Here is a 24,289-nt window from a genome sequence, read left to right as displayed (position 1 = left end):
CATTTCGGACGGTAACACCGGAACCGCGGCGAAACCTCCCGGCTCACCCGATAGCGGCGCCGAAGTCCGAGTTGATCAACCCAGGTTTATCAGTCTAGGTTGACGATCGTGACGGACGAGGAGCTCCTCCAGGCGAGCGCCGATTTGCGCGTCGCGCTCGGCCGGCTGGTCCGGCGGCTGCGCCAGAGCTACGTCGCCGGCGAACCGACGCTGCCCGAACGCTCGGTCCTGTCCCGGCTCGACCGCGACGGCCCGGCCACCCCGGGCTGCCTGGCCGACCTCGAACGCGTCAAACCGCAGGCCATGGGCGTCACCCTGGCCGGGCTGGTCGAGCGGGGGCTCGTCGAGCGGCGCAAGGACGACTCCGACGGCCGCAAGGTCCTCATGTCGGTCACCGAAACCGGCGTCAAGCTGCTCACCGACCGGCGGTCGCAGACCACCCGGCGGATGGCGGCCGCGCTCGCCGGGAAGTTCACCGCGGCCGAGCAGCGCGAGCTGATCGCGGCCATCCCGCTGATCGAGCGGCTGGCGGACGAGCTGTGAGCTACAAGTGGGTCGCGCTGTCGAACACCACGCTCGGCGTGCTGATGTCCGCGCTCGACGGCTCGATCGTCATCATCTCGCTGCCGGCGATCTTCCGCGGCATCGGGCTCGACCCGCTCGCCGCGGGCAACATCGGCTACCTGCTCTGGATGATCCTCGGCTACCTGCTGGTGCAGGCCGTGCTGGTGGTGACGCTGGGGCGGCTCGGCGACATGTTCGGCCGGGTCAAGATGTACAACATCGGCTTCGTCGTGTTCAGCGCCGCGTCGGTCGCCCTGTCCTTCGACCCGTTCCACGCCGGCGCCGGGGCGCTCTGGCTGATCGGCTGGCGGGTCGTGCAGGCCGTCGGCGGGTCGATGCTGACGGCGAACTCGGCGGCCATCCTCACCGACGCCTTCCCCGCCGAGCAGCGCGGGATGGCGCTGGGCGTCAACCAGATCACCGCGCTCGCCGGGCAGTTCCTCGGCCTGGTCGTCGGCGGGCTCCTGGCCGAGATCGACTGGCGTGCGGTGTTCTGGGTCAGCGTCCCGTTCGGCCTGCTCGGCACCATCTGGTCGATCCGCAGCCTCCGCGAAGTCGGGACACCGCAGCGGGCGAAAGTCGACTGGGGCGGCAACGTCACCTTCGCCGCCGGGACCGCGCTGGTGCTGGCCGCGATCACCTACGGCATCCAGCCCCACGGCGGCGCGGCCACCGGCTGGGGCAACCCGTGGGTGCTCGGCGGGATCGGCGCCGGTGTCCTGCTGCTCCTGCTGTTCGGCGTCATCGAGACGCGCGTCGCCGCGCCGATGTTCCAGCTCGGCCTGTTCCGGATCCGCGCGTTCGCCGCCGGCAACATCGCCGCGTTGCTGACTTCGGTCGCGCGTGGTGGCATGCAGTTCATGCTCATCATCTGGCTGCAGGGGATCTGGCTGCCCCTGCACGGCTACGACTACGAGCAGACGCCGCTGTGGGCGGGCATCCACCTGCTGCCGCTGACCGTCGGGTTCCTGATCGCCGGGCCGGTGTCCGGGTACCTGTCCGACCGCTTCGGTGCCCGGCCGCTGGCCACCGGCGGCCTGCTCCTGGTCGCCGCGGCGTTCCTCGGCCTGCTGGCCCTGCCGGTGGACTTCCCGTACCCGGCGTTCGCGGCGCTGCTCGTGCTGAGCGGCATCGGCCAGGGCATGTTCGCCGCGCCCAACACCTCGGCGATCATGAGCAGCGTCCCGACCGAGCAGCGCGGCGTCGCCTCCGGCATGCGGGCGACGTTCCAGAACTCCGGGACGTCGCTGTCGATCGGCGTGTTCTTCTCGCTGATGATCGCCGGGCTGGCGGCGTCGCTGCCGCAGACGCTGACCGGCGGGCTGCAGGCCCACGGCGTCCCGGCCCCGGTCGCCGACGGCGTCGCCCAGCTGCCGCCGGTGAGCACGCTGTTCGCCGCGTTCCTCGGCAGCAACCCGGTCGGGCACCTGCTCGGCCCGGACGTCCTGGCCGGGCTCGCGCCGGCCGACCGGGCCACCCTCACCGGCGGCTCGTTCTTCCCGCAGTTGGTGTCCGGGCCGTTCCACCACGGCCTGGTGGTCGTGTTCACCGCGGCCGCGGCGATGGCCGTCGTCGCCGCGATCGCTTCCGCTTCCCGCGGCGCGAAGTTCGTCCACACCCCCGAACGAGCGAAGGAGACCCGATGACCGACGAGATCATCGCCGGGACCGTCACCATCACCGGCCACGGCGGCGACGAACTCGAGGCGTACCTGGCCAAACCGACCGACGACACCCCGCGCGGCGGCGTCGTGGTGATCCACCACCTGCCCGGCTACGACGGACCGACGAAGGAGATGGTGCGCCGCTTCGCCGTCGAGGGCTACAACGCGCTCTGCCCGAACTTGTACACGCGAGAGGCGCCGGGCGCGGACCCCGACGACGCGGCGGCAACGGTCCGCGCGGCGGGCGGCGTCCCCGACGACCGCCTGGTCGGCGACGTCTCGGGCGCGGCGGACTACCTGCGCGCGCTGGAGAACGCGAACGGCCGCATCGGTGTCATCGGGCACTGTTCGGGTGGCCGCCACGCATTCCTGTCGGCCTGCTTCCTGGACCTCGACGCGGCGGTGGACTGCTACGGCGCGTTCGTCGTCAACGACCCGCCGGAGACGCTGAAGCAGATGAAGCCGCTGCTCGGCCTGACGCCGCAGCTGTCCTGTCCGCTGCTGGGCATCTTCGGCGCGGATGACCAGTTCCCGAGTTCCGACGAGGTGGCCGTGCTGGCGGCGGAGCTGGAGAAGCACGGCAAGGGACACGAGTTCCACACCTACGCGGACGCCGGCCACGCGTTCTTCGCCGTCGACCGCCCGAGCTACCGCCCCGAAGCCGCCAAGGACGGCTGGGAACGGATTCTGGACTTCTACGCCCGCACGCTCACCGCCTGAGAGGACCCGCGCATGTGCACTTACTTGACGGAGAAGTTCGCGCTCGAAGGCAGCGGCAAGGGCGCCCGCGGCTGGTTCCGGTTGAGCGAGGGCACCGTGTACGTCGACCACCCGGTCCACGCCCCGTACGCGCACACGGTGAACATCGACTTCCGCAACCCGGCGTTGGGCGCCTCGGCGCGGGTGGCGGTGGAGCTGACCGAAGAGGACGCCCTGGCCCTGGCGGACGCGATCCACGCCGCCGTCAAGTCGGCGCCCGCCGGGCTGGCTTCGCGGAACCAGTGAGGCCGCGGCTCACCGGAAAACGCCGAGTCGGCGAGGCGGAGGAGGTCAGGATCCTCGGTGAGCAGCCGGAGAGCGAACCGGGCGTGGTCGGCCGCGGCCCCGCTCCGGTCCGCTTCCGGGTCCCGCTGCCGCAGCAGCCACAGGGAGATCACCTTCTGCGGGCTGTTCTCTCCGCCCGCCGCGCGGTGAGACGGCCGAACAGGTAGGTGAGACACGATCCGGCCAGCGTCCCGCAGACCGCGATGAGGCTGGCGAGCACGGCGTTCATGCCGACAGCCTCCTACGGGGTGTAGAGCGCGCCCAGGAATTCCAGCAGCAGCCGCTCCCGCAACGGCGCCGGTGCCGTGGCGAGGAGCGCGTTGATCGGCGCCATCCGGTCCGGCAGGCCCGCACCACCGCCGAGGCCGGCCGCGGCGAGGAGGCCCGCGAACTGATCCGACGTCAACGTCGCCGGGTCGAGGGCCGCCACGAACTCGGCGACGGCGGGGTCCACGACCACCGGCCCGGCGGCCCGCGCCGCGGCCACCGCCGCGGCCAGGTCGGTCAGGAACTCCTTCTCGCTGCCGTGGTTCGCCGCCGTCACCGTCAGGTGCAGGTTCGGCGGCGACGCCAGGTGAGCGAACTGCGGCTGGACGTACCAGCCGCGCGCCTTCATCTCGTCGGCCACCGTGAACAGGTCGAAGCCGTCGTCGCCGGTGAACGCGATCAGGGTCGACACCGGGTCGCCCAGGACCCGCAGGCCCGGCACCTCCGCGATACCCGAGCGGATCCGCGCAGTCGCCTCGCGCGCGGCCGAAGCCAGCTTCAGGTAGCCCTCGGCACCGAGGTGGTGCACCACCGCCCACGCCGCCGCCAGCGGGCCGCCCGAGCGGGTGCTCTGGATCGTCGTGTTCAGCATCGTGTAGCCCGGCCAGGCCGCGCTCGCGAAGTAGTGCGTGCGCCGCAGCTCCGCCGAAGCGTGCAGCAGCACCGACGTCCCCTTCGGGCAGTACGCGTACTTGTGCAGGTCCACCGAAATGCTCGTGACGCCGGGGACGCGGAAGTCGAACGGCGGGACGTCCGCGCCGAGCTGGGCGAGGTACGGCAGGACCCAGCCGCCGATGCAGGCGTCGACGTGCATCCGGACGCCGCGCTCGAGCGCCGCGGCCGCGATCGGGGCGATCGGGTCGAGCACGCCGTGGGCGTACGACGGCGCGCTCGCCACCACCAGGACCGTCGAGTCGTCGATCGCCGCGGCCATCGCCGCCGGGTCGGCGCGGAAGGTCACCGGGTCGACCGGGACGTCGATGCGCCGCAGCCCGAACAGGTGGGCCGCCTTGTGGAACGCCGCGTGCGCGGTGGTCGGGAGCACGATCGAAGGCGCGGCCACCGCGGGGTGCGCGTCCCGGGCCGCCAGCACCGCCAGCAGGCACGATTCGGTCCCGCCGGAGGTCACCGAGCCGACCACTCCCGGCACCGAGCCGAGCAGCGCGGCCGCCGCGGCGACGAGGTCGTTCTCCATCTTCAGCAGGCTGGGGAACGCCGTCGGGTCCAGGCCGTTGGCCGACGACGCCAGCGCGTGCGCCGCCGCGCCCAGGGAGTCCACTTCGGACAGCCCGCTGTCGTAGACGTAGGCCAGGGTCCGGCCGCCGTGCGTCGGCAGGTCGCCCGCGCGCAGCTCGCGCAGCCGCGCGAGGACGTCCTCAGGCCGGCTCATGCCGCGGCTCCAGGACCGAACGCCGCAGCAGCGGCAGGGCCAGCGCGATCAGCACGCCCGGGATGACCGACGCGCCGACGAGGATGGCCACGATCGCGCTGTGCGGCTGGAACGCCGTGGCGTCCGTGCTGGACACGTACCCGCCGAACGCCAGGATCAGCGCCCAGAGCCCGCCGCCGAAGGCCAGGCCGAGGGTCTCCCCCGCGGTCCACACGCCCGCCGCGATCCCCGCGCGGGTCTCGCCGGTGCGGTCCTCTTCGGCGGTGATCAGGTCCGGCAGGATCGCCAGCGGGAACACCGAGATCCCGGCGTACCCGACGCCGCAGAGCGCCACGAAGACGAACGAGACGACCAGCGGGATCGACTGGGCGAACACCAGCCCCAGCAGCCCGACCGCGAACGCCGCCGTCGCCAGGCGGAAGCCGTTGAGCTTGCCGACCCGCTCGCCCAGCCGCGGCCACAGCGGCATGGTGACCAGCGCCGGGCCGACGAAGATGACGAACAGGATCGTGCCGTAGGCGTCGTCGCCGAGGATGCGCTGGGCGAAGAACGGGATGGCGGCGAGCACCGTGCCGATGCCGAGCGCCTGGATGAAGTACGTGCCGAGCAGCCAGCGGAACGGCCGCCAGCCGGCGAGCGTGCGGACGAGCTCCTTCAGGTTCACCGTGTTCGGCCGCAGCGAGCCCACCGGCGCGTCCTTGAGGCCGAAGTAGACCAGCAGCGTCGCGGCCAGCACGATCAGCCCGATCACCACGGCCATGATCCGGTAGCCGGCGACCCCCTCGATCCCGGCGGTGATCGCCGGGGCGCCGCCGCCGCAGACCAGGATCGTCACGGCCAGCACGCCGATCCGGACGCTGGTGAGCTTCGTGCGCTCGGCCGCCGACTCGGTCAGCTCGGCGGGCAGCGCGTTGAACGGCACCTGGAACAGCGCGTACGCCGTCGCGCAGGCGGCGAACGTGATCGCCACGTACAGCGCGTCCGGCAGCGGGTCGCCGAAGCCGGGGTGGGCGAACATCGCCGCGAACAGGATCGCCACGCCGATGCCGCCGATCAGCAGGAAGCGCCGCCGGCTGCCGGTCTTGAGCAGGTCGGCGTCGGACAGCCGGCCCGCGATCGGGTTGAACAGCACGTCCCAGGCCTTGGGCACGAACACGATCGCCGCCGCCCAGCCCGCGGGCACGGCCATCGTGTCGGTCAGGTACTTCACCAGGACCAGGCCCGGGACCGTGCCGAAGGACCCGGTGACGAAGGAGCCGAGCGAATAGCGGAACCTCGTCCGGCCGGACAGCGTCGCCATGGTCCTCCTCGAATGGCTTACCGGGTGCCCGCATGAGTATTCGATCTCGGCGGACACCCGGTAGGGGTCGAGGGGAATCGTGCCATCGTCGTGACCTGGCGCACGGAGCGACCCGCCGGTCAGCCCAGTGCGCGGGCGATCTTCTCCAGCGTCGCGGCGTCCCCGCGCAGCAGCAGCTGGGTGACCACGGTGTCCTCCCAGGCCTTCAGCTCTTCGCGGATCTTCTCCGGCGGCCCGATCAGCGAGGTGTCCTCCACCAGCGACGTCGGGATCGCGGCGGCCGCCTCCTCCTTGCGCCCGGCGAGGAAGAGCTCCTGGACCTCGTCGGCGACGTCGCCGTAGCCGAGCCGCGCGTAGACGTCGTGGTGGAAGTTGACGCTCTTGGCGCCCATCCCGCCGATGTACAACGCCAGCGACGGCTTGATCCAGCTCGCCGCCTCCTCGACGTCGTCGTGCACGATCACCGGCAGCGAGCAGGGCACCTCGAACGTGTCGAAGGTGTGCCGCGCGCCCGGCCGCGAGAAGCCTTCTTCGAGCGCGGCCTTGTAGAAGTCGTTGCTCTTGGGCGAGAAGAACAGCGGCAGCCAGCCGTCGGCGATCTCCGCCGCGAGGGCGACGTTCTTCGGGCCTTCGGCCGCCAGGTGGATCGGGATGTCCTTGCGCAGCGGGTGCACGGTCGGCTTCAGCGGCTTGCCGAGCCCGGTGCCGCCCCGGTACGGCAGCTGGAAGTGCTCGCCGTCGAGGGTCACCGGCGCCTCGCGGGCGATCACCTGCCGGACGATGTCGACGTACTCGCGCGTCCTCGCCAGGGGTTTCGGGTACGGCTGGCCGTACCAGCCCTCGACGACCTGCGGGCCGGACGCGCCGAGCCCGAGCACCATCCGGCCGCCGGAGAGGTGGTCGAGGGTCAGCGCGCTCATCGCCGTCGCCGTCGGGGTCCGCGCGGCCATCTGGACGATGTTCGTGCCGAGCCGGATGCGGCTGGTGGAAGCGCCGTACCAGGCCAGCGGCGTGAAGGCGTCCGAGCCGTACGCCTCCGCCGTCCACACCGAGTCGAAGCCGAGCGCCTCGGCCTTGAGGACGGCTTCCAGCGCACCCGGGGTCGGGCCGCTCTGCCAGTACCCGACGTGGAATCCCAGCTTCACGAATGCCTCCTAGACGTTCGGCGCGTAGTGCTCGGGCTTGCCCCGCGCAATTGTTTCCGGGGCCCAACCCCGGACCCGGCCGGGGGCGAGCCCCCTGGACCCCCAACAGCGGTCCATGGCGGCAGGTTCCTGGGTGGAGTTTCGACCAAGGGCGCGTCCGGAGCCACCTGTCCGCGCTCGCGGCGCCACCCGGCGCGGGCTCGCGGGTGGTAGCGGCGGTCGTGCGGGACCAGCTTGAAGGCGGCATTGACCAGCTTGCCGAACCGCCGGTGCCGCCGGGCGTCGCGCTCGGTCCAGCGGAAGCCGAGCAGATCGCGGACCTCGCGGTCGTACAGGCCGATCGTGAGCCAGACGAAGTTGCGCGCGATCACCCGCTGGGCCGGCCGCCACAGCGCGTCCGGCAGCCAGGGCAGGAACGGCGGTTTGCCGAGCCCGCGGATGTCGAGCACGTCCCGGGTGGCCTTGTTGTCCTCGAGGACCTCGGTGCACATGTGCTTCCAGTAGCGCTGGAAGTCCTCCCAGCTCTCCGGCACCGGCCGCATGGTCAGGTCGTACATCCGCCACCAGCGGACGTGCTCGTCGAACAGCTGCCGCTTCCCGGTTTCGCCGATGCCGCCCATGAAGTGGTCGGCGATGAGGATGGTGCTGACGAAGAAGGTCGCGTGCGCCCAGTAGTAGGTGCCGGGGTCGAGCGCGTGGTAGCGGCGGCCCTTCGCGTCGACGCCCTTGATGCGGTCGTGGTAGCCGCGGACTTCCAGGGCGGTCGCGTGGGCGCGCGGGCCGTCGTAGACCACGCCGCCGATCGGGTAGAGCGAGCGGAACAGCCGCTGCCAGCGCTCTTCGAAGAACCGCGAGTGCTGCTCGACGCCGGCGCCGAGACCGGGGTGCATGTTCTGCATGGAGCCGGCCCACAGGCCGATGAGCAGGCCCCGCCAGTCGCCGAAGTACTTCCAGGTCAGCGAGTCGGGACCCAGTGGCTCGGGGGTCATCGGCACACTCCTCGTCGCGTCGAAACTGACTACGGCTGTTGTCAGGCTAGGATCTGACAACAGTTGTAGTCAACCGAGGAGCTGTGATGCCGGGCCGGACCTGGGCGGGCACGACGCTGGACGACCGGAAGGCGCTCCGGCGCGAGCAGCTGGTGGCCGCGGGCCTGGAGCTGCTGGGCACCGAAGGCTCGGCCGGGACCAGCGTCCGCGCGGTGTGCCGGCACGCGAAGTTGACCGAGCGCTACTTCTACGAAAGCTTCGCCGACCGCGAAGAGCTCGTCGCGGCCGTGTACGAGCACGTCGGCGAAGAGGCGCGGCAGGCGCTCGTCGACGCGGTGCGGGACGCGCCCACGCCCGTGTCGCGCGCGGAGCACGCCGTGCGCGCGTTCGTCGAGCTGATCGTCGACGACCCCCGCAAGGGCCGGGTCCTGCTGCTCGCGCCGCTGACCGACCCCGCGCTGACCCGCCGCGGCCTGCACCTGCTGCCGGTGTTCGCCGCCCTCGTCGGCGAGCAGCTGTCCCACGGCGACGAGACCGAACGCCGGATGGTCGCCGTCGGGCTGGTCGGCGCGCTGAGCAACGTGTTCATCGCCTACCTCGACGGCTCGCTGAAGGTTTCGCGTGAGCGGCTCGTCGCCCACTGCGTGAAACTCGTCCTCGGCGCCGACGGTCACTGACCCACCTCCTGCTGCTGACACTCGCGTGGCCGATCGGGCACACTCAACCCATGCGTACCGCTGGGCGGAACGACGGCGTGAGCGGCGACGGCCTGGTCGCGGCCCGGCTCGCCGCGCTCCTGGAAGCCTTCCGGCCGGGTGACGAGACGCTCGGCGTCTCCGAGCTGGCCCGCCGGACCGGGCTGGCGAAGACGACCGTGCACCGGCTCGTCGGCCACCTGACCGAGACCGGCCTGCTCGAACGCGACGCCGGCGCGGTGCGGCTCGGGCTGCGCCTGTTCGAGATCGGCCAGCTCGCCTCGCCGCGGCGCGGGCTGGTCGAGGCCGCCCGGCCGTACCTGGCCGACCTGCGCGAAGCCACCCGGAACACGGTCCACCTGGCGATCCTCGAAGGCACCGAAGTGGTGTACCTCGACGTGCTGCGCGGCCCGGACGCGCCGACGCTGCCCTCGCGCATCGGCGGCCGGTTCCCCGCGCACGCCACCGGCGTCGGCAAGGCGATCCTGGCGTTCTCCCCGGAAGCGGTGGTGAACCAGGTGATCGAAGCCGGGCTGCCGCGGATGAGCGCGCGGACGATCACCGCACCCGGCCTGCTCCGCCGTCAGCTCACCCGCGTCCGGGAGGACGGGATCGCCTTGGAGCGCGAGGAATCCGGCGTCGGCGTGGTGTGCGCGGCCAGCCCGCTGCTGGACGCCGGCGGGGTCGCGGTGGCGGCGGTGTCGATCTCCGGCTGGGCCAACCGGATGCGGACCGAACGGGTCGCCCCGGCCGTCCGGACGGTCGCGCTCGCGCTGACCCGGACGCTCTCCGGCTCCACTGCGGACAGTCGAAGATAACTTTGCCGGGCAACGGTTTTCCGGCGACCGATCGGCCCGTGGTCCCGGGTTCGCGGCACCCGCTACGATCCGTGCAATGGTCCAGCACCGCCCGGTCCCCGCCGCGCACCGGTTGCTGTCGCTCGACATCGTGCTCGCGCTGCTGGCGCTGGCCGGCGGCCTGCGCGTCCTCTACCTCGCCGCGCCCGAGCCGGCCCTGCCCACGGAGGCGGCGACCGTCGCCCACGCCTACGCGCTCGGCAACCTGACGTCGTTCGCCGACGCGGGCGGAGCGGGGGTGAGCCCCTTCGGCTGGCTGCAACTGGCGGCGGCCACGATGGTCTCGGACGCCTTCGGCCGCTCGGCCACGGCGCTGGCCGCGGTCCGCGAGACGGTGCTGGTCGCGGCGCTGGCCATCGCGGTGCTGACGTGGCTGCTGACCCGCCGCCTCGGCTTGACCCGCTGGGCCGCGGCGGCGGCGGTCCTGCTGCCGGCGGCCTCCCCGCTGGCGCTGGGGTTGCAGCGCCTGGTCGTGGTGGAGCACCTGGCGGCGGCGTGGGCGCTGGGGGCGCTGGTCCTGATCACGCGTCGCCGGGCCCGCATCCGCCACGACATCGCGGCGGCGGCGTGCCTGCTGGCGGCGGTGCTGACGTCCCCGTTGGCGCTGTTCTTCCTGCCGGCGGCGGGCTGGCTCCTGGTGCGACGGGCGCCGGCGCGGGCGGCGCTGGTGGTGGTGCTGCTCAACTTGGGGCTGGGCATCGCGTTCGGCCCGGCGGCCTCGGTCCTGCGGCCCCACCTGGCGGCGGCGACCCGCCCGTCGGTGGCCGACTGGGCGGCGCTGGACCCGGTGTGGGTGGCGCTGTCGCTGGCCGCCCTGGCGGCGGCGATGGCGGTCCGGGCGATGCGCCCGTTGGCGGCGACGGGGTCGATGCTGGCGGCGACGCTGCTCGTGCCAGGGGTGCCGGACACGGCGGTGCTGGCGTTGCTGGTGCCGGTGACCCCGGTGCTGCTGGCGGGAGTGGCACAGGCAGCAACCCACCACCGCGCCCCGGCCCGCCACGGCCGGGCAGACCGCCTTCTTCGGACCGCATCGGCCGCCCCCGCACCGCACCCCTCGCACCGCGAAGCCGCAAGCCGACCCGGCCAAGCCGAAGCTCCACCGGCCGCCTCCACACCGCACATTCCACATCGCGAAGCCGCAATCTCGCCCGGCCAAGCCGATGCCCCATCGGCCGCCCTCGCCCACACCACCCACCCCGAGCACACAAACCGGCCCGAAACTTCCCCCGCCGCCGTGCCTCGGCACGGCCGTGCCGTCCGGCGGCGGGCTGTTCCCGTCCTCGCCGCCGCCGTGGTCGTCGTCGCGCTCGGCGTCAGCTGGAGCGTCGGCTATCCCGCTCTCCGGCCTGCCGTCGACCGTGGCAGTCCCCTCTCCTCCGCCCGGGAGTGGTTGCACGCCAACGCTTCCGGCTCCCGGCTCCTCGTCGACGACGCCGCCTGGGCCGAACTCGCCGACAGCGGCTGGCCGACCGGCCTGCTCGCCCCGCCCGCCTCCTGCTCCGTCGCCTGCCCGCCCGCCGAGTGGGCCGTCTTCGGCAGCGATGCCACCTCCCTCCGGCAGCACTACCCCGCCCTGGACGGCGCCCTCGTCGGCGCCGGCCCCACCGCCGTCTTCGGCGACGGTGGCACGCGGGTCACCGTCTGGCGGCTGGGCCTGCCGCCGCCCGATCCCGCCGCTCCGCCGGAAACGTCCGCCCGGGCCCACGCCGGCGAAGCACTGGCCGCGTCCGCCCGGATCACCCTGGCCCCCGGGGCCGCCGCCGTGTTGCGGGACGGCTGTGCCGATCCGCGGCTCATCGCGACGATCGCCGCGCTCGCCGCCATCCAGCCCGTCGACGTCGCGGCCTTCCCCGGAATCCCCGGTGAGGACGCCGCCGGGCAGCCGCGCCGCCGGGTGCTGCTCCGGAGCCGCGAAGACGAAACCGCCGCCTTCTACGCCGGCCAGCGCGACCTCTTCCGGCCCGCCTCGGTCGTCCGCACCGCCGGCGGCGTGCTCGTCACCTACCCGCTGTTCGCGCCGCCCGGGCTCCTCCCCCAGACCCGGTAGGTTCCGGGCATGGGGCAGGGGACCGCGCTGCTCAGGGAGCTGCTACAGCGCCGCGACGTTGCGCTCCGGGTGGGCCGGCCGGTGCAGGGCCGGGACGTCGGCCAGCAGGCCGCGCCGGGCCAGCTCCGGGCGGACGCCGTCGCCGAACCAGTACGCCTCCTCCAGGTGCGGGTAGCCCGACAGCACGAACTCGGTCACGCCGACGCTGTGGTACTCCTCGATCAGGTCCGCGACCTCTTCGTGGCTGCCGACCAGCGCGGTCCCCGCGCCGCCGCGGACCAGGCCGACGCCGGCCCACAGGTGCGGGTGGATCTCCAGCCCGCGGACGCCGCCGTCGGTCCGGCCGCCGTGCAGCGCGACCATCCGCTGCTGCCCGACCGACTCGCTCGCCGCCAGCTGGGCCTGCGCCTTCGCGACCTGCTCGGGGCTCAGCGCGTCGAGCAGCTTCTGCGCCTCCGCCCAGGCCTCGGCCGAGGTGTCGCGCGAGATCGTGTGCAGCCGGACACCGAAGCGAATCGGCCGGTCCCCGGCCAGCTCGCGCACCTTGCCGATCTTCTCGGCGACCTGCGCGGGCGGCTCGCCCCAGGTCAGGTAGACGTCGGCGTGGCGCGCCGCGACCGGCAGCGCGGCCGGGGACGAGCCGCCGAAGTAGATCGGCGGCACCGGGTCCGGGGCCGCCAGCGTCGTCGCGCCTTCGACCCGCAGGTGCTCGCCCGCGAAGCTGAACGGCTCGCCGGACCAGACGCCGCGGACGATGGTCAGGAACTCGTCGGTGCGGGCGTACCGGGCGTCGTGGTCGTGCCAGTCGCCGAAGCGGCGCTGCTCGACCGCGTCGCCGCCGGTGACGATGTTGAGCAGCACGCGACCGCCGGACAGCCGCTGGAACGTCCCCGCCATCTGCGCGGCGAGCGTCGGCGAGATGACGCCCGGGCGGAAGGCGACCAGGAACTTCAGCCGGGTCGTCTCCCGGATCAGCGCGGCCGTGGTGAGCCACGCGTCCTCGCACCACGTGCCCGTCGGGGTCAGGACGCCTTCGAAGCCCTGCCGCTCGGCCGCGCGGGCGACCTGGGCCAGGTAGTCGAGGTCCGGGTTGCGCTGGGCGGCCGGGCCCGCGGACCGGTTGGCGTGGAAGCGTTCCACGATCGTGCGGCCGTCGCCGCTGGTGGGCAGGAACCAGTGCAGCCTGATGCTCATCCGTTGCTCCTCGCCTGGTCCAGGTCGGGACCGAACCGCCGATCGACGAAGGCGGCGAAGTCCACCTTGCCCGGCAGAGTCTTCTCGTCGGTGAACGCGTCCGCGAGCTGCTGTTCGGACGCCACCACCGAGTCGTCCAGCACGATCGGCTGGTCACGGCCCGCTTCGACGGCCTTCCGCGCGACTTCGAGCTTCAGCCCGGTCTCCTTGGCCCACGCCTGCGCCCACTCCTCGCGGTGCGTGTCGGCCCACTTCTGCGCCTTGACCACGCGCACGGCGAAGTCGCGCAGGGCGGAGTTCTTGCCGGGATCGCCGAGCGCGGCGGTGCTCGCGGTCAGGAAGCCGAGGCCGTTGGACGCGCCCCGGCCGTCGGCCAGCACCCGCGCGCGGGCTTCGATCTGCGCCTGGGCGGTGTAGGGGTCCCAGATCGCCCAGGCGTCGATGGTGTGCTGCGTGAACGCGGCGTAGGCCTCGGACGGCTGCAGGAAACTCAGCTTGACGTCCTTAGTGGACAGGCCGTTGTTGTGCAGCGTGTTCAGCAGCTGCCCGTGCGCCGAGGAGCCCTTGGCGACGCCGATCGTCTTGCCCTTCAGCGAAGCGACGTTCTGCAGCGGCGAGTCCGGCGGGACGAGGAGGGCTTCCCGCTCGACATTGCTGCGCGAGACGCTGATCACCTTGATCTTCGCCTTCGCGGCGGCCGCGAAGATCGGCGGTGTGTTGCCGACGCGCCCGGTGTCGATCGCGCCGGCCGAGGCGGCTTCGAGCAGCGGCGGGCCGGAGGTGAACGTGGCCCATTCGATCTTGTACGGCGTCCCCTGCAGCAGGTTGGCGGCGGTGAGCAGGGACTTCACGCCACCCTTCTGGTCGCCGACCTTGAGCGTCACCTTCGCCAGGTCGGCCGCGCTCACCGAGGCCGGCACGGGAGCGTCCCCGCCGGCCGCCGTCCCGCAGGCGGACACCACGAGGGCCGCCGCGATCGCGATGATTCCGTTACGCCACAGCATCTTCGGTCACTCCCAGGTCGGCCAGCACGCGGCGGCGGAGGGTGTCGTGGCCGGCGGCTTCGCGCGGCCGGTGCGCGGCCACGATCCGGCCGTCGTCGAGCACCAGGACACGGTCGGCGAGCCGCAGGGCTTCGTCGACGTCGTGGGTCACCAGCAGCACGCCCGGCCGGTGCCGCTGCCAGAGGTCCTGGACGAGGCCGTGCATGGAGATCCGGGTGAGCGCGTCGAGAGCGCCGAACGGCTCGTCGAGCAGCAGCAAGTCCGGCTCCCGCACCAGCGCACGGGCCAGCGAGACGCGCTGGGCCTCGCCGCCGGACAGCGTGAGCGGCCAATCGTCGGCGTGCTCGGCCAGGTGCACCTCGGCCAGGGCCTGCTCGGCGAGGGCCCGGTTGCGGGACTTCGCGACGCCGTCCTGGCGCAGGCCGAGCACGACGTTGCGCCAGACCTTCCGCCACGGCAGCAGTCTCGGCTGCTGGAACGCCACCGAAACGGTGCCGGTGACGTCCACACCGCCTTCGACGGCGGAATCCAGGCCGGCGAGCACCCGCAGCAGCGTCGACTTGCCGGACCCGCTGCGGCCGAGCAGGGCGACGAACTCGCCGCGGCCGACGGTCAGGTCGAGGCCGGAGAGGACGGTCCGGTCGCCGAACCGCTTGGTCAGACCGCGGACCTCCGCTACCGGGTTCGCCACCGCAGCACCTTCCGTTCCAGCAGCCGGACCAGCGCGTCGGTGACCAGGCCGAGCAGGGCGTACAGGACCAGCCCGACGACCACGACGTCGGTGCGCAGGAATTCCCGGGCGTTGTTGATGAGGTAACCGACGCCGGCGTCGGCGTTGACGGTCTCGCCGACGATCAGCGCGAGCCAGGCCAGGCCGAGCGACTGCCGCAACCCGACGAGGGTCTGGGGCAGCGCGCCGGGCAGGACGACGTGCCAGAGCCGTTCCGCGCGGCTGAACCCGAGGGCCCGGGAAGCTTCGACCAGCGCCGGGTCGGCGCCGCGGATTCCCGAGTGGACGTTGAGGTAGAGCGGGAAGGCCACCCCGAGGGCGACCAGCACGATCTTCGTCTCTTCGCCGATCCCGAACCACAGGATGAACAGCGGGATCAGGCCAAGGAACGGCAGCGTGCGCAGCATCTGGACCGGCGGGTCGACCAGGGCTTCACCCCAGCGGGACAGCCCGGAGACGATGCCGAGCAGGACACCGGCGACGGCGCCGAGCGCGAAGCCGGCACCGACCCGGCCGAGGGAAACGGCGAAGGCGGCACCGAGTTCGCCGCTGCGCGCGGCCTCGATGCCGGCCTGCACGACCGTCCACGGTGCACTGAGTTTGTCGGGCGGCAGGACACCGGTGGCGCTGGCGAGCTGCCAGGCGGCGAGCAGCACCACCGGGCTGATCCAGCGCCGCAGATCGGGCCGCCGCCGCACGGCGGTGCGCGGCGGCCCGGCGGCGCGCTTCCGGGCGTGCGCGAGCACGCCCGTGGTGGAAATCGACACGGATTTCTCCCGGGGGACGGTCGGGGTTGCGTGGTCCCGACCATCGGGTCCCCGGCAGGGGAAGTCAATCGGCGCCCACTCCGTGAACTCCCGGTGTTTCAGCCCGTGGAACGACTTGGCTCAGCCGCCGAACATGACTTTCCATTCGTCGAGCGACCGCGGCCGGTAGACGAAGTTGCTGCGCTTGACTTCGGACAGCGCGGCGGACGGCTCGGCCGAGTACTGGTGCCCGGGGTAGACGACCGGGTCGCCGGACAGGCCAGCGAGCGCCTGCAGGCTGCGGTAGATCTCCTCGGCGTCGCCGCCGGGGAAGTCGGTGCGGCCACAGCCTTCCAGGAAGAGCGTGTCGCCGGAGACGAGCTTGTCCTCGACCAGGAAGCACTGGCTGCCCGGCGTGTGCCCGGGCGTGTGCAGCAGCCGGATCGGGATGGCCCCGACCTCGAGGACGTCGTCGTGGTCGTGGGCGCGCAGATCGGTGCCGGAGACACCGGTGACCCGCTTGACCCATTCGGTTTCGGCGCCGTTGACGTGGATCGGCACCTGCTCGACGGCGAGCAGTTCGGCGATGCCGGGCAGGGAGAAGCCGAGCATCTCGCCGCCGACGTGGTCGGGGTGGTGGTGGGTGGCCAGCACCCCGGTGAGCCGCATGCCGTCCTGAGCCAGCACGTCGAGCAGATCCCGCACGGCGTAGGCGGGATCGACGATGACGGCATCCTTGGTCTCGCGGTCGCCGATGAGGTAGGCGAAGTTCACCATCTGCGTCGCGACGGGATCCCCGACGGCGAAGTCGCGGCCGGCGAGCAGCTGCCGGAAGTAGAGCCGATCAGTCATGCCGGACACCCTACGGGCCCGCGGCGGCGGCCTGGGTGAGCGCGGCCAGGACGGCGGCCACCGCGGGCGGGTCGGGTGGGTCGCCGTAGGTGGCCGCGTGGATGCCGCGGTGGATGCCCGGGATTGCGGTCGCGTGGATTTCCGGATTGCGGTGCGCCTGCAATGCCAGCCCGGGCAGGATCGCGACTCCGAGACCCGCCGCGACCAGGGACTGCACCACGACCATGTCGTCGCTGGACGTGCCGAGGCGGGGGACGAACCCCGCCTGCGCGCAGACGGCCGTCAGCTCCGCGCGGCACCGGTCGCAGCCGCCGATCCAGGCCGAGTCGCGGTGGGCGGCGAGGCTGTCGTCCGGCCGGTGGCTGATCAGGTGGATCGGGTCGTCGGCGAGGTGGCGGAGCCGGACCCCGTCCTCCTCGGCCGGGGCGCCCGCGAGCTGGAAGACGAGGGCGACGTCGAGTTCGCCTCGGCGCAGCATGTCCAGTGCTTCGACGGGATGCCGGTCGAACAGGCTCAGCTCGAGCCCCGGGTGCGCCTCCGCCAGCGACGCGGCCGCCCGCGGAACGAGGGTGCTCAGCGCGGAGGCGTTGGCGGCCAGCCGGACGCGCCCGGACCGCAGGCCGACCTGCGCGGCCAGTTCTTCGGCCGCCGCGGCCACGCGTCCGGCGATTTCGGCGGCGCGGTCGGCCAGCAGCCGGCCTTCCGGTGTCAGGCGGATTCCGCGGCCGGCCCGCTGCACGAGCCGGGCGCCGGTGGCCGCTTCCAGGCGGGCCAGGTGGTGGCTGACCGACGGCTGCGAATAGTGGAGTTCCCGGGCCGCTTCGGTCACCGACCCGTGGCGGGCCACCGCGGCCAGAACCTTGAGCTGGACCAGGTTCAGCATTCATCGAGAATACCAATGAATCGCAGGCTCGATTGGCATTGGACGTCATGTGGCGCCCTGCGCCATCCTGGGCGCCGGAGCAGCCGACCGTAAAGGACACGGACATGACCGGCAAGGTGACCTGCGACCTCACGATCACCCTCGACGGCTACGCCGCCGGGCACCACCAGACCGAGCAGCGCCCCTTCGGCGACGACGGCGGCGACGGCTGGGGCGACAAGCTGCACGCCTGGTACGGCGAAGGCCGCGACGAGCACCCCGCCGAGTTCGACCGGATGATGACGGCCAAGGCGTTCATCATGGGGCGCAACATGTTCGGCCCGGTGCGCGGCGAGTGGGACCGGCCGTGGACGGGGTGGTGGGGCGACAACCCGCCGTACCACGGCCCGGTGTTCGTGCTCACCCACCACCCGCGCGAGCCGCAGCCGATGGCGGGCGGCACCACGTTCCACTTCGTCACCGACGGCATCGAGGCCGCGATGGCCCGCGCCCGCGAGGCGGCCGGCGACGGCGGGATCTCCGTCCACGGCGGCGCGACCACCGTCAACCAGTACCTCGCCGCCGGCCTGATCGACGAGGTCCGGCTGCACATCGCGCCGTACACCCTCGGCGACGGCGTCCGGCTCTTCGACGGCGTCCCGCCGCTGGACCTCGAGCAGATCGACGCGCGGGCGACGGCCTCGATCACGCACCTGCGCTATCGCGTCTTCCGGTGAGCCCGGCCCACTCGTGGACGCTCCCCCGGTGCAGGGCGGCGTAGGCCCGATCCCGGAGGACGTTCGCCTCCTGGTCGGACAGCGTCCGGTCCAGGGGCCGGAGCACCAGGCGGACGAGCAGGTTCTTCTGGTCCGGCGTCGCACCGAGGCGGGCCCGGGCCTGCGCCGGCAGCCGGGCGTACGGCGTCTCCTGCCTGATCTCGACCGACTCGACGACGTCTTCACCCAGGGCCTCCCGGACCCGGTCGCCGAGGTCCTCGGCGCGGTCGTCCGCCGGCACCGCGATCGACAGGTCGCGGCGCACCGGCGGCAGCGCGGAGACCGGCCGGTAGGGCGCGAGGTCCGTCAGCTGCGCGGCGACGGCCGGCTCGGTGGAGCGCAGCAGCCGGATGTCCGGGATGCCCTTGCGCAGCATGACCATCCGGTCGAGGCCCATGCCGAGCGCCAGCCCGGACCAGCCGTCGCCGAGCCCCGCCCGCGCGAGGACGGCGGGGTGGGCGAGGCCGCACTCGGCGACCTCGACCCAGCGCCCGTCGTGTTCGACGTCGAGCTGCGCACCGTCCACTGTGTACGGATGACGGCGCGGCTCGAGCCGCCACCGCAGGCCCGGCACGAGGGCGGCGACCATGTCCTCGAGGTCGGCCCGGGTGACGGTCCCGCGGACGATCCGCCAGAGGTCGAGCTGGTGCGGCGTGCCGCTGTGCAGCCGGTCGATGCTGTCGCGGCGGTAGACGAGGCCGGGACACACGAGCAGGACGTCGTCGGCCGGGTTCGCGGCCAGGTCCCGGAGCGCGGCGGGGACGAGGGCGGTGGAGTGGCTGCGCAGGACGTGCTCGGTGTCGACGTACCGGGTGTAGCGGGCGTCGCGGGTGACGTCGGCCGGGTCGTAGCCGAGGTTGTCGTAGTTGTCGGCCACGGTGACGATGCGCTCGCCCGGCCATCGCCGGACGGCGCACGGCCACCGGCCGGCGAGCGCCTCGACGGCCTGGTCGACGACGAGCTGGACGGCATGCGGGCCGCCGGCCGGATCGGTGAGGTCGCGGACGGCGAGATCGCGCGCGAGCTGGCCAGGGGTGAGTGCTTCGGGCATGACGGAACCTCCGGGCTCGGGACGGCTGAGGACGTGGATCCCCCTGGCCCGGACACCCGGCGCGGTTCAGGCTGCGGTCATGGCACCGGAACCCCGCTGGCGCCCGGAACGGGCCAGGGGGCCGGTAAATCGGCGGGATTCCGCAACGACGGCCACGAGTCCAGGATAGCCGCGCCTGTCACCCGGATTTCCGCCCGGATCGCGCCGCCATCATCGTCGGGTCACTCCCCCACCTCCCCGTCGGCCAGCTCGCGCAGCACGTCCAGGTGCCCCACGTGGCGGGCCGTCTCCTGCACGACATGGGCGACCACCCACCGCACGGTGAACTCCGACCGCCGCCGCGTCCGGTCGTCCGGGCCCAGCCCGCGTAGCGCCTTCTCCACCCGTGCCCACTCCGCCTTGTACGCCGCCACCACCGAAGCCGGCGTGTCGTCCGGGCCGACGTCCCAGCTCGGGTCCGGGCTGCCCGCCCACAGCGAGGGCAGGTCCGCCCCGCCCGCCTCGATCGCCAGCCACCAGCGCTCGACCGCCGTCAGGTGCTTCACCACCCCCAGCGCGCTCATCCGGGGCGACGCGGGCAACGGGGTCGCCGAGGCCTGCGCGGCCGTCAGCCCCGCCAGCTTGTTCACCGCCGTCGCGCGGAGGAACTGCAGGAAATCCAGCAGGAGACGCAGCTCGTCGGCCGCCAGCGGGGCGGGCCACTGGCGGTGCGTCTTCGAACTCGTGTTCGACATGGCCGCACCGTACCCCACGGGTCCGACAAAATAGAGTGACCGGCATGTGGTGGGGACTGCTCTGCGCCCTCGGCGCGGCATGCGCGTACGGCGTGGCTTCGGTGATGCAATCGGTCGCCGCCCGGGCGACCGACACCGGGGCCGACGGCGTCGACCCGAAACTGTTGGTCCGCGTGCTCGGCCAGTGGAAGTTCGTGCTCGGCCTCTCCCTCGACGTCCTCGGGTTCGTCGCGCAGATCGCCGCCCTGCACGTCCTGCCGCTGTTCGTCGTCCAGGCCGCGCTGGCCGCGAGCCTCGCCGTGACCGCCGTCGCCGCCCGGTTCCTCGGCGTGCGGCTCGGCAAGAAGGAGTGGGCGGCCGTCGGCGTCGTGTGCGCCGGGCTCGCCCTGCTCGGCACCGCCGCCGAAAGCGAGGGCTCGGACCCCGTCGGGCTCGGCTTCCGCCTCGGCCTGGTGGGCGCGGTCGCCGTGCTCGCCGTGGCCGGGATCGCCGCGGGTAAGGCGAGCCGCCGGATCCGGACCCCGGCGCTGGGGCTCGTCGCCGGATTGTGCTTCGGCGTCGTCGCCATCGCCGGCCGGATCATCCCCAGCCTCGCCCCGCTCGACCTGCTCACCGACCTCGCCACCTACACCGTCGCGATCGCCGGCGGGATGGCGATGCTGTTCTACGCGACGGCGTTGCAGCGCGGGAGCGTCACCACCTCGACCGCGATGATGGTGCTCGGCGAGACGGTCTTCCCGTCCCTGGTCGGCGTGCTCGCCCTCGGCGACCGCACCCGGCCCGGCTTCGCGCTCGTCGCCGTCGCCGGGTTCGCCCTCGCCGTGCTGGCCGCGCTCGCGCTGGCCCGGTTCGGCGAACCGGCGACCGAACCGCGTTCCGAGACGAAGCCGACCGTGTTCCCGTAACTTCTTTACTTAGACTAGCCTTACCTATCCCAGCTCTGGAGAGGGAGGCGCGGGTGCGCACGACGGGACGGCAGGTCCTCCGCCGGTCGATCGCCGGGCAACGACGGTCGGTGGCGCTCGCCGCGCTGCTGACCGCGGGCCACCAAGGCGGCGAAGCACTGGTCCCGGTGGTGATCGGCGTGGTCATCGACCAGGCCGTCACGGGCGGGTCGATCGGCACGCTGCTGAGCTGGCTGGCCGTCCTGGGCGTGCTCTTCGCCGCGCTGTCCACCAGCTACCGGCTCGGCGCCCGCTTCGGCGAGCGCGCCGCCGAACGCGCGGCCCACGACCTGCGCCTGGACGTCGGACGCCGTGTGCTGCACCCCGGCGGCGTCGCCGATTCCGGCACGCTCGCCGGCGAGCTGGTGAGCATCGGGACGTCGGACGCCAAGCGCGTCGGCACCGTCAACGGCGTCCTCCCCTTCGGCGTCGCCGGCCTGGCCGGGCTGCTGGTCAGCGCGGTCGCGCTGCTCACCATGTCGCTGCCGCTCGGCCTGCTCGTGCTGCTCGGCACGCCGCCGATGCTGTACCTCGCGCACCTGATCGGGAAGCCGCTGGAGCGCCGCAGCGAGGCCGAGCAGGAGCGGTCGGCGTTCGCCTCCGGCGTCGCCACCGACCTCGTCGCCGGGCTGCGCGTGCTGAAGGGCGTCGGCGCCGAACGCGCCGCCGTCGACCGCTACCGCCGGACCAGCCAGGACTCGCTGCGGGCGACGCTGCGCGCGGCCCGCGCCCAGGCCTGGCACAACGGCGCGCTGCTGGCGCTCACCGGCATCTTCATCGCCGTGGTCGCGCTGGTCGGCGGCAACCTCGCCGCGGCGGGCGACATCAGCGTCGGCGACCTGGTCGCCGCGGTCGGGCTCGCGCAGTACCTGATCACGCCGTTCTCGATCTTCTCGTGGGTCAACGGCGAACTCGCGCAGGGTCGCGCGTCGGCCGCCCGCATCGCCGACGTGCTGAACGCGCCGCCCGCCGTCGGCGCCGGGGACGCGATGCTGCCGGTGCCGGCGGCCGGGCACGTCAAGCTGTCCGCGCTGAACCGCGGCGCCCTGCGCGACGTCGGCTTCGAAGCACGGCCGGGCGAGCTGCTCGGCGTGGTGGCCACCGACCCGGCCGCCGCGACGGACCTCCTCGACTGCCTGGGCCGCGCCGCCGATCCCGCGGGCGGCTCGGTCTCGGTCGACTCGGTGGACCTGTCCACTGTGGACCCAAGCCGGGTCCGCGAGGTGGTGCTGGTCGCCGCGCACGACGCGGACCTGTTCGCCGGCACGGTCGCCGAGAACATCGAAACCGGCCCGAAGACGGCCGAAGCGATGACCGCGGCCGCCGTCGACGAGGTGGCGAGCGCGCTGCCCGACGGCGTCGCGACCGCCGTCACCGAACGCGGGCGGTCGCTCTCCGGCGGGCAGCGGCAGCGGGTCGCGCTCGCCCGGGCGCTCGCCGCCGACGCGCCGGTGCTGGTGTTGCACGACCCGACGACCGCCGTCGACACCGTCACCGAGGCCCGGATCGCCGCGGGGCTCGCCGACCTGCGGCGCGGCCGCACCACGATCCTCGTCACCACCAGCCCGGCGCTGCTGGCCGCCACCGACCGCGTCGTCCTGCTCGACGACGGACGGGTCGCGGGCGAAGGCAGCCACACCGAACTGGCCGGCCGTCCCGACTACCGAGCGGCGGTGCTGTCATGACCCGCGAACTCCTGCCCGTGGCCGACGGACGGCGGATCCGCGCCGTCCTCGGCGAGCTCATCGGCCGGGCGAAGGGCCGCGCGGCGGCCGCGTTCACCATGCTCGTCGCGGCGACCGCGATCGGCCTGCTGACCGCGCCGCTGCTCGGCCGGGTCGTCGACCTGGTCGCCGCTCGCCGCCCGGCCGCGGACCTCGTCACGCCCGTGGTGGGGCTGGTGCTCGTCGCGGTGGCGCAGGCGGTGGCGACGGCGATCGGCGTGTCGCTGGTGGCGCGGCTGGGCGAGACGATCCTGGCCGAGCTGCGCGAACGGTTCGTCGAACGCGCCCTCGGCCTGCCGCTCGAACAGCTCGAACGCGCCGGGTCCGGCGACCTCACCGCCCGCGTGACGAACGACGTCTCGGTGGTCGCCGAGGGCGTCCGGCAGGCGCTGCCCGAGCTGGGGCGGTCGGTGCTGACGGTCGTGCTGACCCTCGGGGCGCTGGCCGTGCTGGACTGGCGGTTCCTGCTGGCCGCGCTGCTGGCCGTGCCGGTCCAGCTGTGGACCGTGCGCTGGTACGTGCCGCGCGCGAAGCCGTTGTACGCCGCGCAGCGCGAGGCGGTCGGGACGCAACAGCAGCAGCTGCTGGACACCATCGGCGGCGCGAAGACGGTCCGCGCGTTCCGGCTGGCGGACACCCACCTGGACCGGGTCCGCGCGCGGTCCGACGCGGCGGTGTCGCTGGCGCTGCAGGGAATCCGCCTGGTCACGCGGTTCTACGCGCGGCTGAACCTGGCGGAGTTCATCGGGCTGTCGGCGGTGCTCGCGCTCGGGTTCGTGCTGGTGGGCGCGGACGCGGTGACCGTCGGTGTCGCGACGGCGGCGGCACTGTACTTCCACAGCCTGTTCGGGCCGATCACGACGGCGCTGGCGCTGGTCGACGACGCCCAGGCGGCCGCGGCCAGCCTCGCGCGGCTGATCGGCGTCGCGGATCTGCCCGCCGAGGCCTCGCCGGCGCAGCCGTCACGGCCGGTCGACGCTTCGGTGAAGACGGCGGGGATCGGCTACTCCTATGTGGACGGACATCCGGTGCTGCGCGACGTCGACCTCGGCGTCGCGCCCGGGGAACGGGTGGCGCTGGTCGGGGCGAGCGGGGCCGGGAAGACGACGCTGGCCAAGCTGATCGCCGGCATCCACCGCCCGGACGCGGGCTCGGTGACGCTCGGCGGTGTGCCGCTGGACGAGCTGGGTCCGGAAACCACCCGGCGGACCGTCGGGCTGATCAGCCAGGAGGTCCACGTCTTCGCGGGGACGCTCGCCGACGACCTGCGGCTGGCCCGTCCGGAGGCGACGGACGCCGAACTGCGGGAGGCGCTGGCCAAGGTGGGGGCGCTGACGTGGGTTTCGTCGCTGCCGGACGGGCTGGCGACGGTCGTCGGCGAAGGCGGTCACCAGATGACGGTGACGCAGGCGCAGCAACTGGCTCTGGTACGGCTGGTGCTGGCGGATCCCCCGATCGCGATCCTCGACGAGGCCACGGCGGAGGCGGGCAGCGCGGGTTCGAAGGTCCTGGAGTCGGCGGCCGCGGCGGCCCTGGAGGGACGCACGGCGCTGGTGGTGGCCCACCGCCTCACCCAGGCGGCGGCGTCCGACCGGATCGTGGTCCTCGACGAGGGTGCGGTCGTGGAGTCCGGAACCCACGACGACCTGGTCGCCGCCGGTGGCCGGTACGCGAAGCTGTGGGCGGCCTGGTCCGGTCAGCGCGCTTGAGG

22 protein-coding genes and 1 pseudogene are annotated in these 24,289 nt (G+C 73.3%); 11 read left to right on the top strand and 12 right to left on the bottom strand.

What is annotated here, in order from left to right:
* Positions 1-108: 108 nt before the first annotated feature.
* Genes ACWDN5_RS24480 through ACWDN5_RS24465 form a run of 4 tightly spaced genes read left to right on the top strand, consistent with a single transcriptional unit; the run spans position 109 to position 3,232 of the window.
* Positions 109-543 (top strand): MarR family winged helix-turn-helix transcriptional regulator, encoded by a 435-nt coding sequence (locus ACWDN5_RS24480; protein ID WP_310973044.1) that lies wholly within the window; start codon positions 109-111, stop codon positions 541-543.
* Entirely contained in the window at positions 540-2,210 is a 1,671-nt protein-coding gene (locus tag ACWDN5_RS24475; protein WP_310973045.1) for an MFS transporter, read from the top strand. Before ACWDN5_RS24480 ends, ACWDN5_RS24475 begins: the two co-directional genes overlap by 4 nt.
* Entirely contained in the window at positions 2,207-2,947 is a 741-nt protein-coding gene (locus ACWDN5_RS24470; RefSeq protein WP_449677896.1) for a dienelactone hydrolase family protein, read from the top strand. The genes ACWDN5_RS24475 and ACWDN5_RS24470 overlap by 4 nt, the downstream gene beginning before the upstream one ends.
* Positions 2,948-2,959: 12 nt before the next feature.
* Positions 2,960-3,232, top strand: a complete 273-nt coding sequence (locus ACWDN5_RS24465) for a DUF6295 family protein (RefSeq protein WP_310973047.1) — start codon at positions 2,960-2,962, stop codon at positions 3,230-3,232.
* Between the two features lie 280 nt (positions 3,233-3,512).
* On the opposite strand, the gene ACWDN5_RS24460 is transcribed toward ACWDN5_RS24465, so the two are convergent.
* From ACWDN5_RS24460 to ACWDN5_RS24445, 4 genes and pseudogenes are all read right to left on the bottom strand, one after another.
* Positions 3,513-4,928 (bottom strand): pyridoxal phosphate-dependent decarboxylase family protein, encoded by a 1,416-nt coding sequence (locus tag ACWDN5_RS24460; RefSeq protein ID WP_449677895.1) that lies wholly within the window; start codon positions 4,926-4,928, stop codon positions 3,513-3,515.
* On the bottom strand, positions 4,915-6,228 hold the full coding sequence (locus tag ACWDN5_RS24455) for an MFS transporter (protein WP_310973049.1): 1,314 nt from the start codon (positions 6,226-6,228) through the stop codon (positions 4,915-4,917). The genes ACWDN5_RS24460 and ACWDN5_RS24455 overlap by 14 nt, the downstream gene beginning before the upstream one ends.
* A 119-nt stretch (positions 6,229-6,347) precedes the next feature.
* Positions 6,348-7,373 carry an LLM class F420-dependent oxidoreductase gene (locus tag ACWDN5_RS24450; protein WP_310973050.1) on the bottom strand — a complete coding sequence of 342 codons (1,026 nt, stop codon included), beginning with the start codon at positions 7,371-7,373 and terminating at the stop codon, positions 6,348-6,350.
* 95 nt (positions 7,374-7,468) lie between these two features.
* Positions 7,469-8,362, bottom strand: a pseudogene (locus ACWDN5_RS24445) (oxygenase MpaB family protein); the annotation flags it as partial.
* Between the two features lie 86 nt (positions 8,363-8,448).
* Here ACWDN5_RS24445 and ACWDN5_RS24440 point away from each other — a divergent pair.
* The 3 genes from ACWDN5_RS24440 to ACWDN5_RS24430 all read left to right on the top strand — a co-directional run bounded on the left by ACWDN5_RS24440 (position 8,449) and on the right by ACWDN5_RS24430 (position 11,961).
* Positions 8,449-9,039, top strand: a complete 591-nt coding sequence (locus ACWDN5_RS24440) for a TetR/AcrR family transcriptional regulator (RefSeq protein WP_449677894.1) — start codon at positions 8,449-8,451, stop codon at positions 9,037-9,039.
* Between the two features lie 50 nt (positions 9,040-9,089).
* Complete coding sequence (locus ACWDN5_RS24435; RefSeq protein WP_310973052.1) at positions 9,090-9,875, top strand: IclR family transcriptional regulator; 786 nt, start codon at positions 9,090-9,092, stop codon at positions 9,873-9,875.
* 76 nt (positions 9,876-9,951) lie between these two features.
* The gene (locus ACWDN5_RS24430; RefSeq protein ID WP_449677893.1) at positions 9,952-11,961 is read left to right on the top strand and encodes a glycosyl transferase; all 2,010 of its coding nucleotides are present in this window, start codon (positions 9,952-9,954) and stop codon (positions 11,959-11,961) included.
* Positions 11,962-12,003: 42 nt separating this feature from the next.
* On the opposite strand, the gene ACWDN5_RS24425 is transcribed toward ACWDN5_RS24430, so the two are convergent.
* The 6 genes from ACWDN5_RS24425 to ACWDN5_RS24400 all read right to left on the bottom strand — a co-directional run bounded on the left by ACWDN5_RS24425 (position 12,004) and on the right by ACWDN5_RS24400 (position 17,370).
* Positions 12,004-13,155 (bottom strand): LLM class flavin-dependent oxidoreductase, encoded by a 1,152-nt coding sequence (locus ACWDN5_RS24425; RefSeq protein WP_310973054.1) that lies wholly within the window; start codon positions 13,153-13,155, stop codon positions 12,004-12,006.
* Positions 13,152-14,159 carry an ABC transporter substrate-binding protein gene (locus ACWDN5_RS24420; RefSeq protein WP_449677892.1) on the bottom strand — a complete coding sequence of 336 codons (1,008 nt, stop codon included), beginning with the start codon at positions 14,157-14,159 and terminating at the stop codon, positions 13,152-13,154. The genes ACWDN5_RS24425 and ACWDN5_RS24420 overlap by 4 nt, the downstream gene beginning before the upstream one ends.
* Positions 14,146-14,850 carry an ABC transporter ATP-binding protein gene (locus ACWDN5_RS24415; protein ID WP_449677891.1) on the bottom strand — a complete coding sequence of 235 codons (705 nt, stop codon included), beginning with the start codon at positions 14,848-14,850 and terminating at the stop codon, positions 14,146-14,148. The genes ACWDN5_RS24420 and ACWDN5_RS24415 overlap by 14 nt, the downstream gene beginning before the upstream one ends.
* On the bottom strand, positions 14,835-15,656 hold the full coding sequence (locus ACWDN5_RS24410) for an ABC transporter permease (protein ID WP_449677890.1): 822 nt from the start codon (positions 15,654-15,656) through the stop codon (positions 14,835-14,837). The genes ACWDN5_RS24415 and ACWDN5_RS24410 overlap by 16 nt, the downstream gene beginning before the upstream one ends.
* 120 nt (positions 15,657-15,776) lie before the next feature.
* Positions 15,777-16,487 (bottom strand): MBL fold metallo-hydrolase, encoded by a 711-nt coding sequence (locus tag ACWDN5_RS24405; protein WP_449677889.1) that lies wholly within the window; start codon positions 16,485-16,487, stop codon positions 15,777-15,779.
* 10 nt (positions 16,488-16,497) lie between these two features.
* Positions 16,498-17,370, bottom strand: coding sequence for a LysR family transcriptional regulator (locus tag ACWDN5_RS24400; RefSeq protein WP_449677888.1), 873 nt, complete (start codon positions 17,368-17,370; stop codon positions 16,498-16,500).
* Between the two features lie 104 nt (positions 17,371-17,474).
* Between ACWDN5_RS24400 and ACWDN5_RS24395 the strand changes: the two genes are divergently transcribed.
* Positions 17,475-18,086, top strand: coding sequence for a dihydrofolate reductase family protein (locus tag ACWDN5_RS24395; RefSeq protein WP_449677887.1), 612 nt, complete (start codon positions 17,475-17,477; stop codon positions 18,084-18,086).
* Here ACWDN5_RS24395 and srmL read toward each other — a convergent pair.
* Together srmL and ACWDN5_RS24385 are read right to left on the bottom strand one after the other, a co-directional pair.
* Positions 18,055-19,176 (bottom strand): PheS-related mystery ligase SrmL, encoded by a 1,122-nt coding sequence (gene srmL, locus ACWDN5_RS24390; RefSeq protein ID WP_449677886.1) that lies wholly within the window; start codon positions 19,174-19,176, stop codon positions 18,055-18,057. The genes ACWDN5_RS24395 and srmL overlap by 32 nt on opposite strands.
* Before the next feature lie 221 nt (positions 19,177-19,397).
* Positions 19,398-19,910 carry a DinB family protein gene (locus ACWDN5_RS24385; protein ID WP_310973062.1) on the bottom strand — a complete coding sequence of 171 codons (513 nt, stop codon included), beginning with the start codon at positions 19,908-19,910 and terminating at the stop codon, positions 19,398-19,400.
* Between the two features lie 44 nt (positions 19,911-19,954).
* Between ACWDN5_RS24385 and ACWDN5_RS24380 the strand changes: the two genes are divergently transcribed.
* From ACWDN5_RS24380 to ACWDN5_RS24370, 3 genes are read left to right on the top strand one after another with little or no spacing between them, the layout of a single operon-like run.
* The gene (locus tag ACWDN5_RS24380; RefSeq protein ID WP_310973063.1) at positions 19,955-20,815 is read left to right on the top strand and encodes a DMT family protein; all 861 of its coding nucleotides are present in this window, start codon (positions 19,955-19,957) and stop codon (positions 20,813-20,815) included.
* A 53-nt stretch (positions 20,816-20,868) separates the two neighbouring features.
* Positions 20,869-22,539 carry an ABC transporter ATP-binding protein gene (locus tag ACWDN5_RS24375; RefSeq protein ID WP_310973064.1) on the top strand — a complete coding sequence of 557 codons (1,671 nt, stop codon included), beginning with the start codon at positions 20,869-20,871 and terminating at the stop codon, positions 22,537-22,539.
* Positions 22,536-24,287, top strand: a complete 1,752-nt coding sequence (locus ACWDN5_RS24370) for an ABC transporter ATP-binding protein (RefSeq protein WP_449677885.1) — start codon at positions 22,536-22,538, stop codon at positions 24,285-24,287. The genes ACWDN5_RS24375 and ACWDN5_RS24370 overlap by 4 nt, the downstream gene beginning before the upstream one ends.
* Positions 24,288-24,289 lie beyond the last annotated feature (2 nt).

It is taken from the genome of Amycolatopsis sp. NPDC003731 (assembly GCF_053586895.1).
This window is presented reverse-complemented; position numbering and strand designations above follow the sequence as displayed.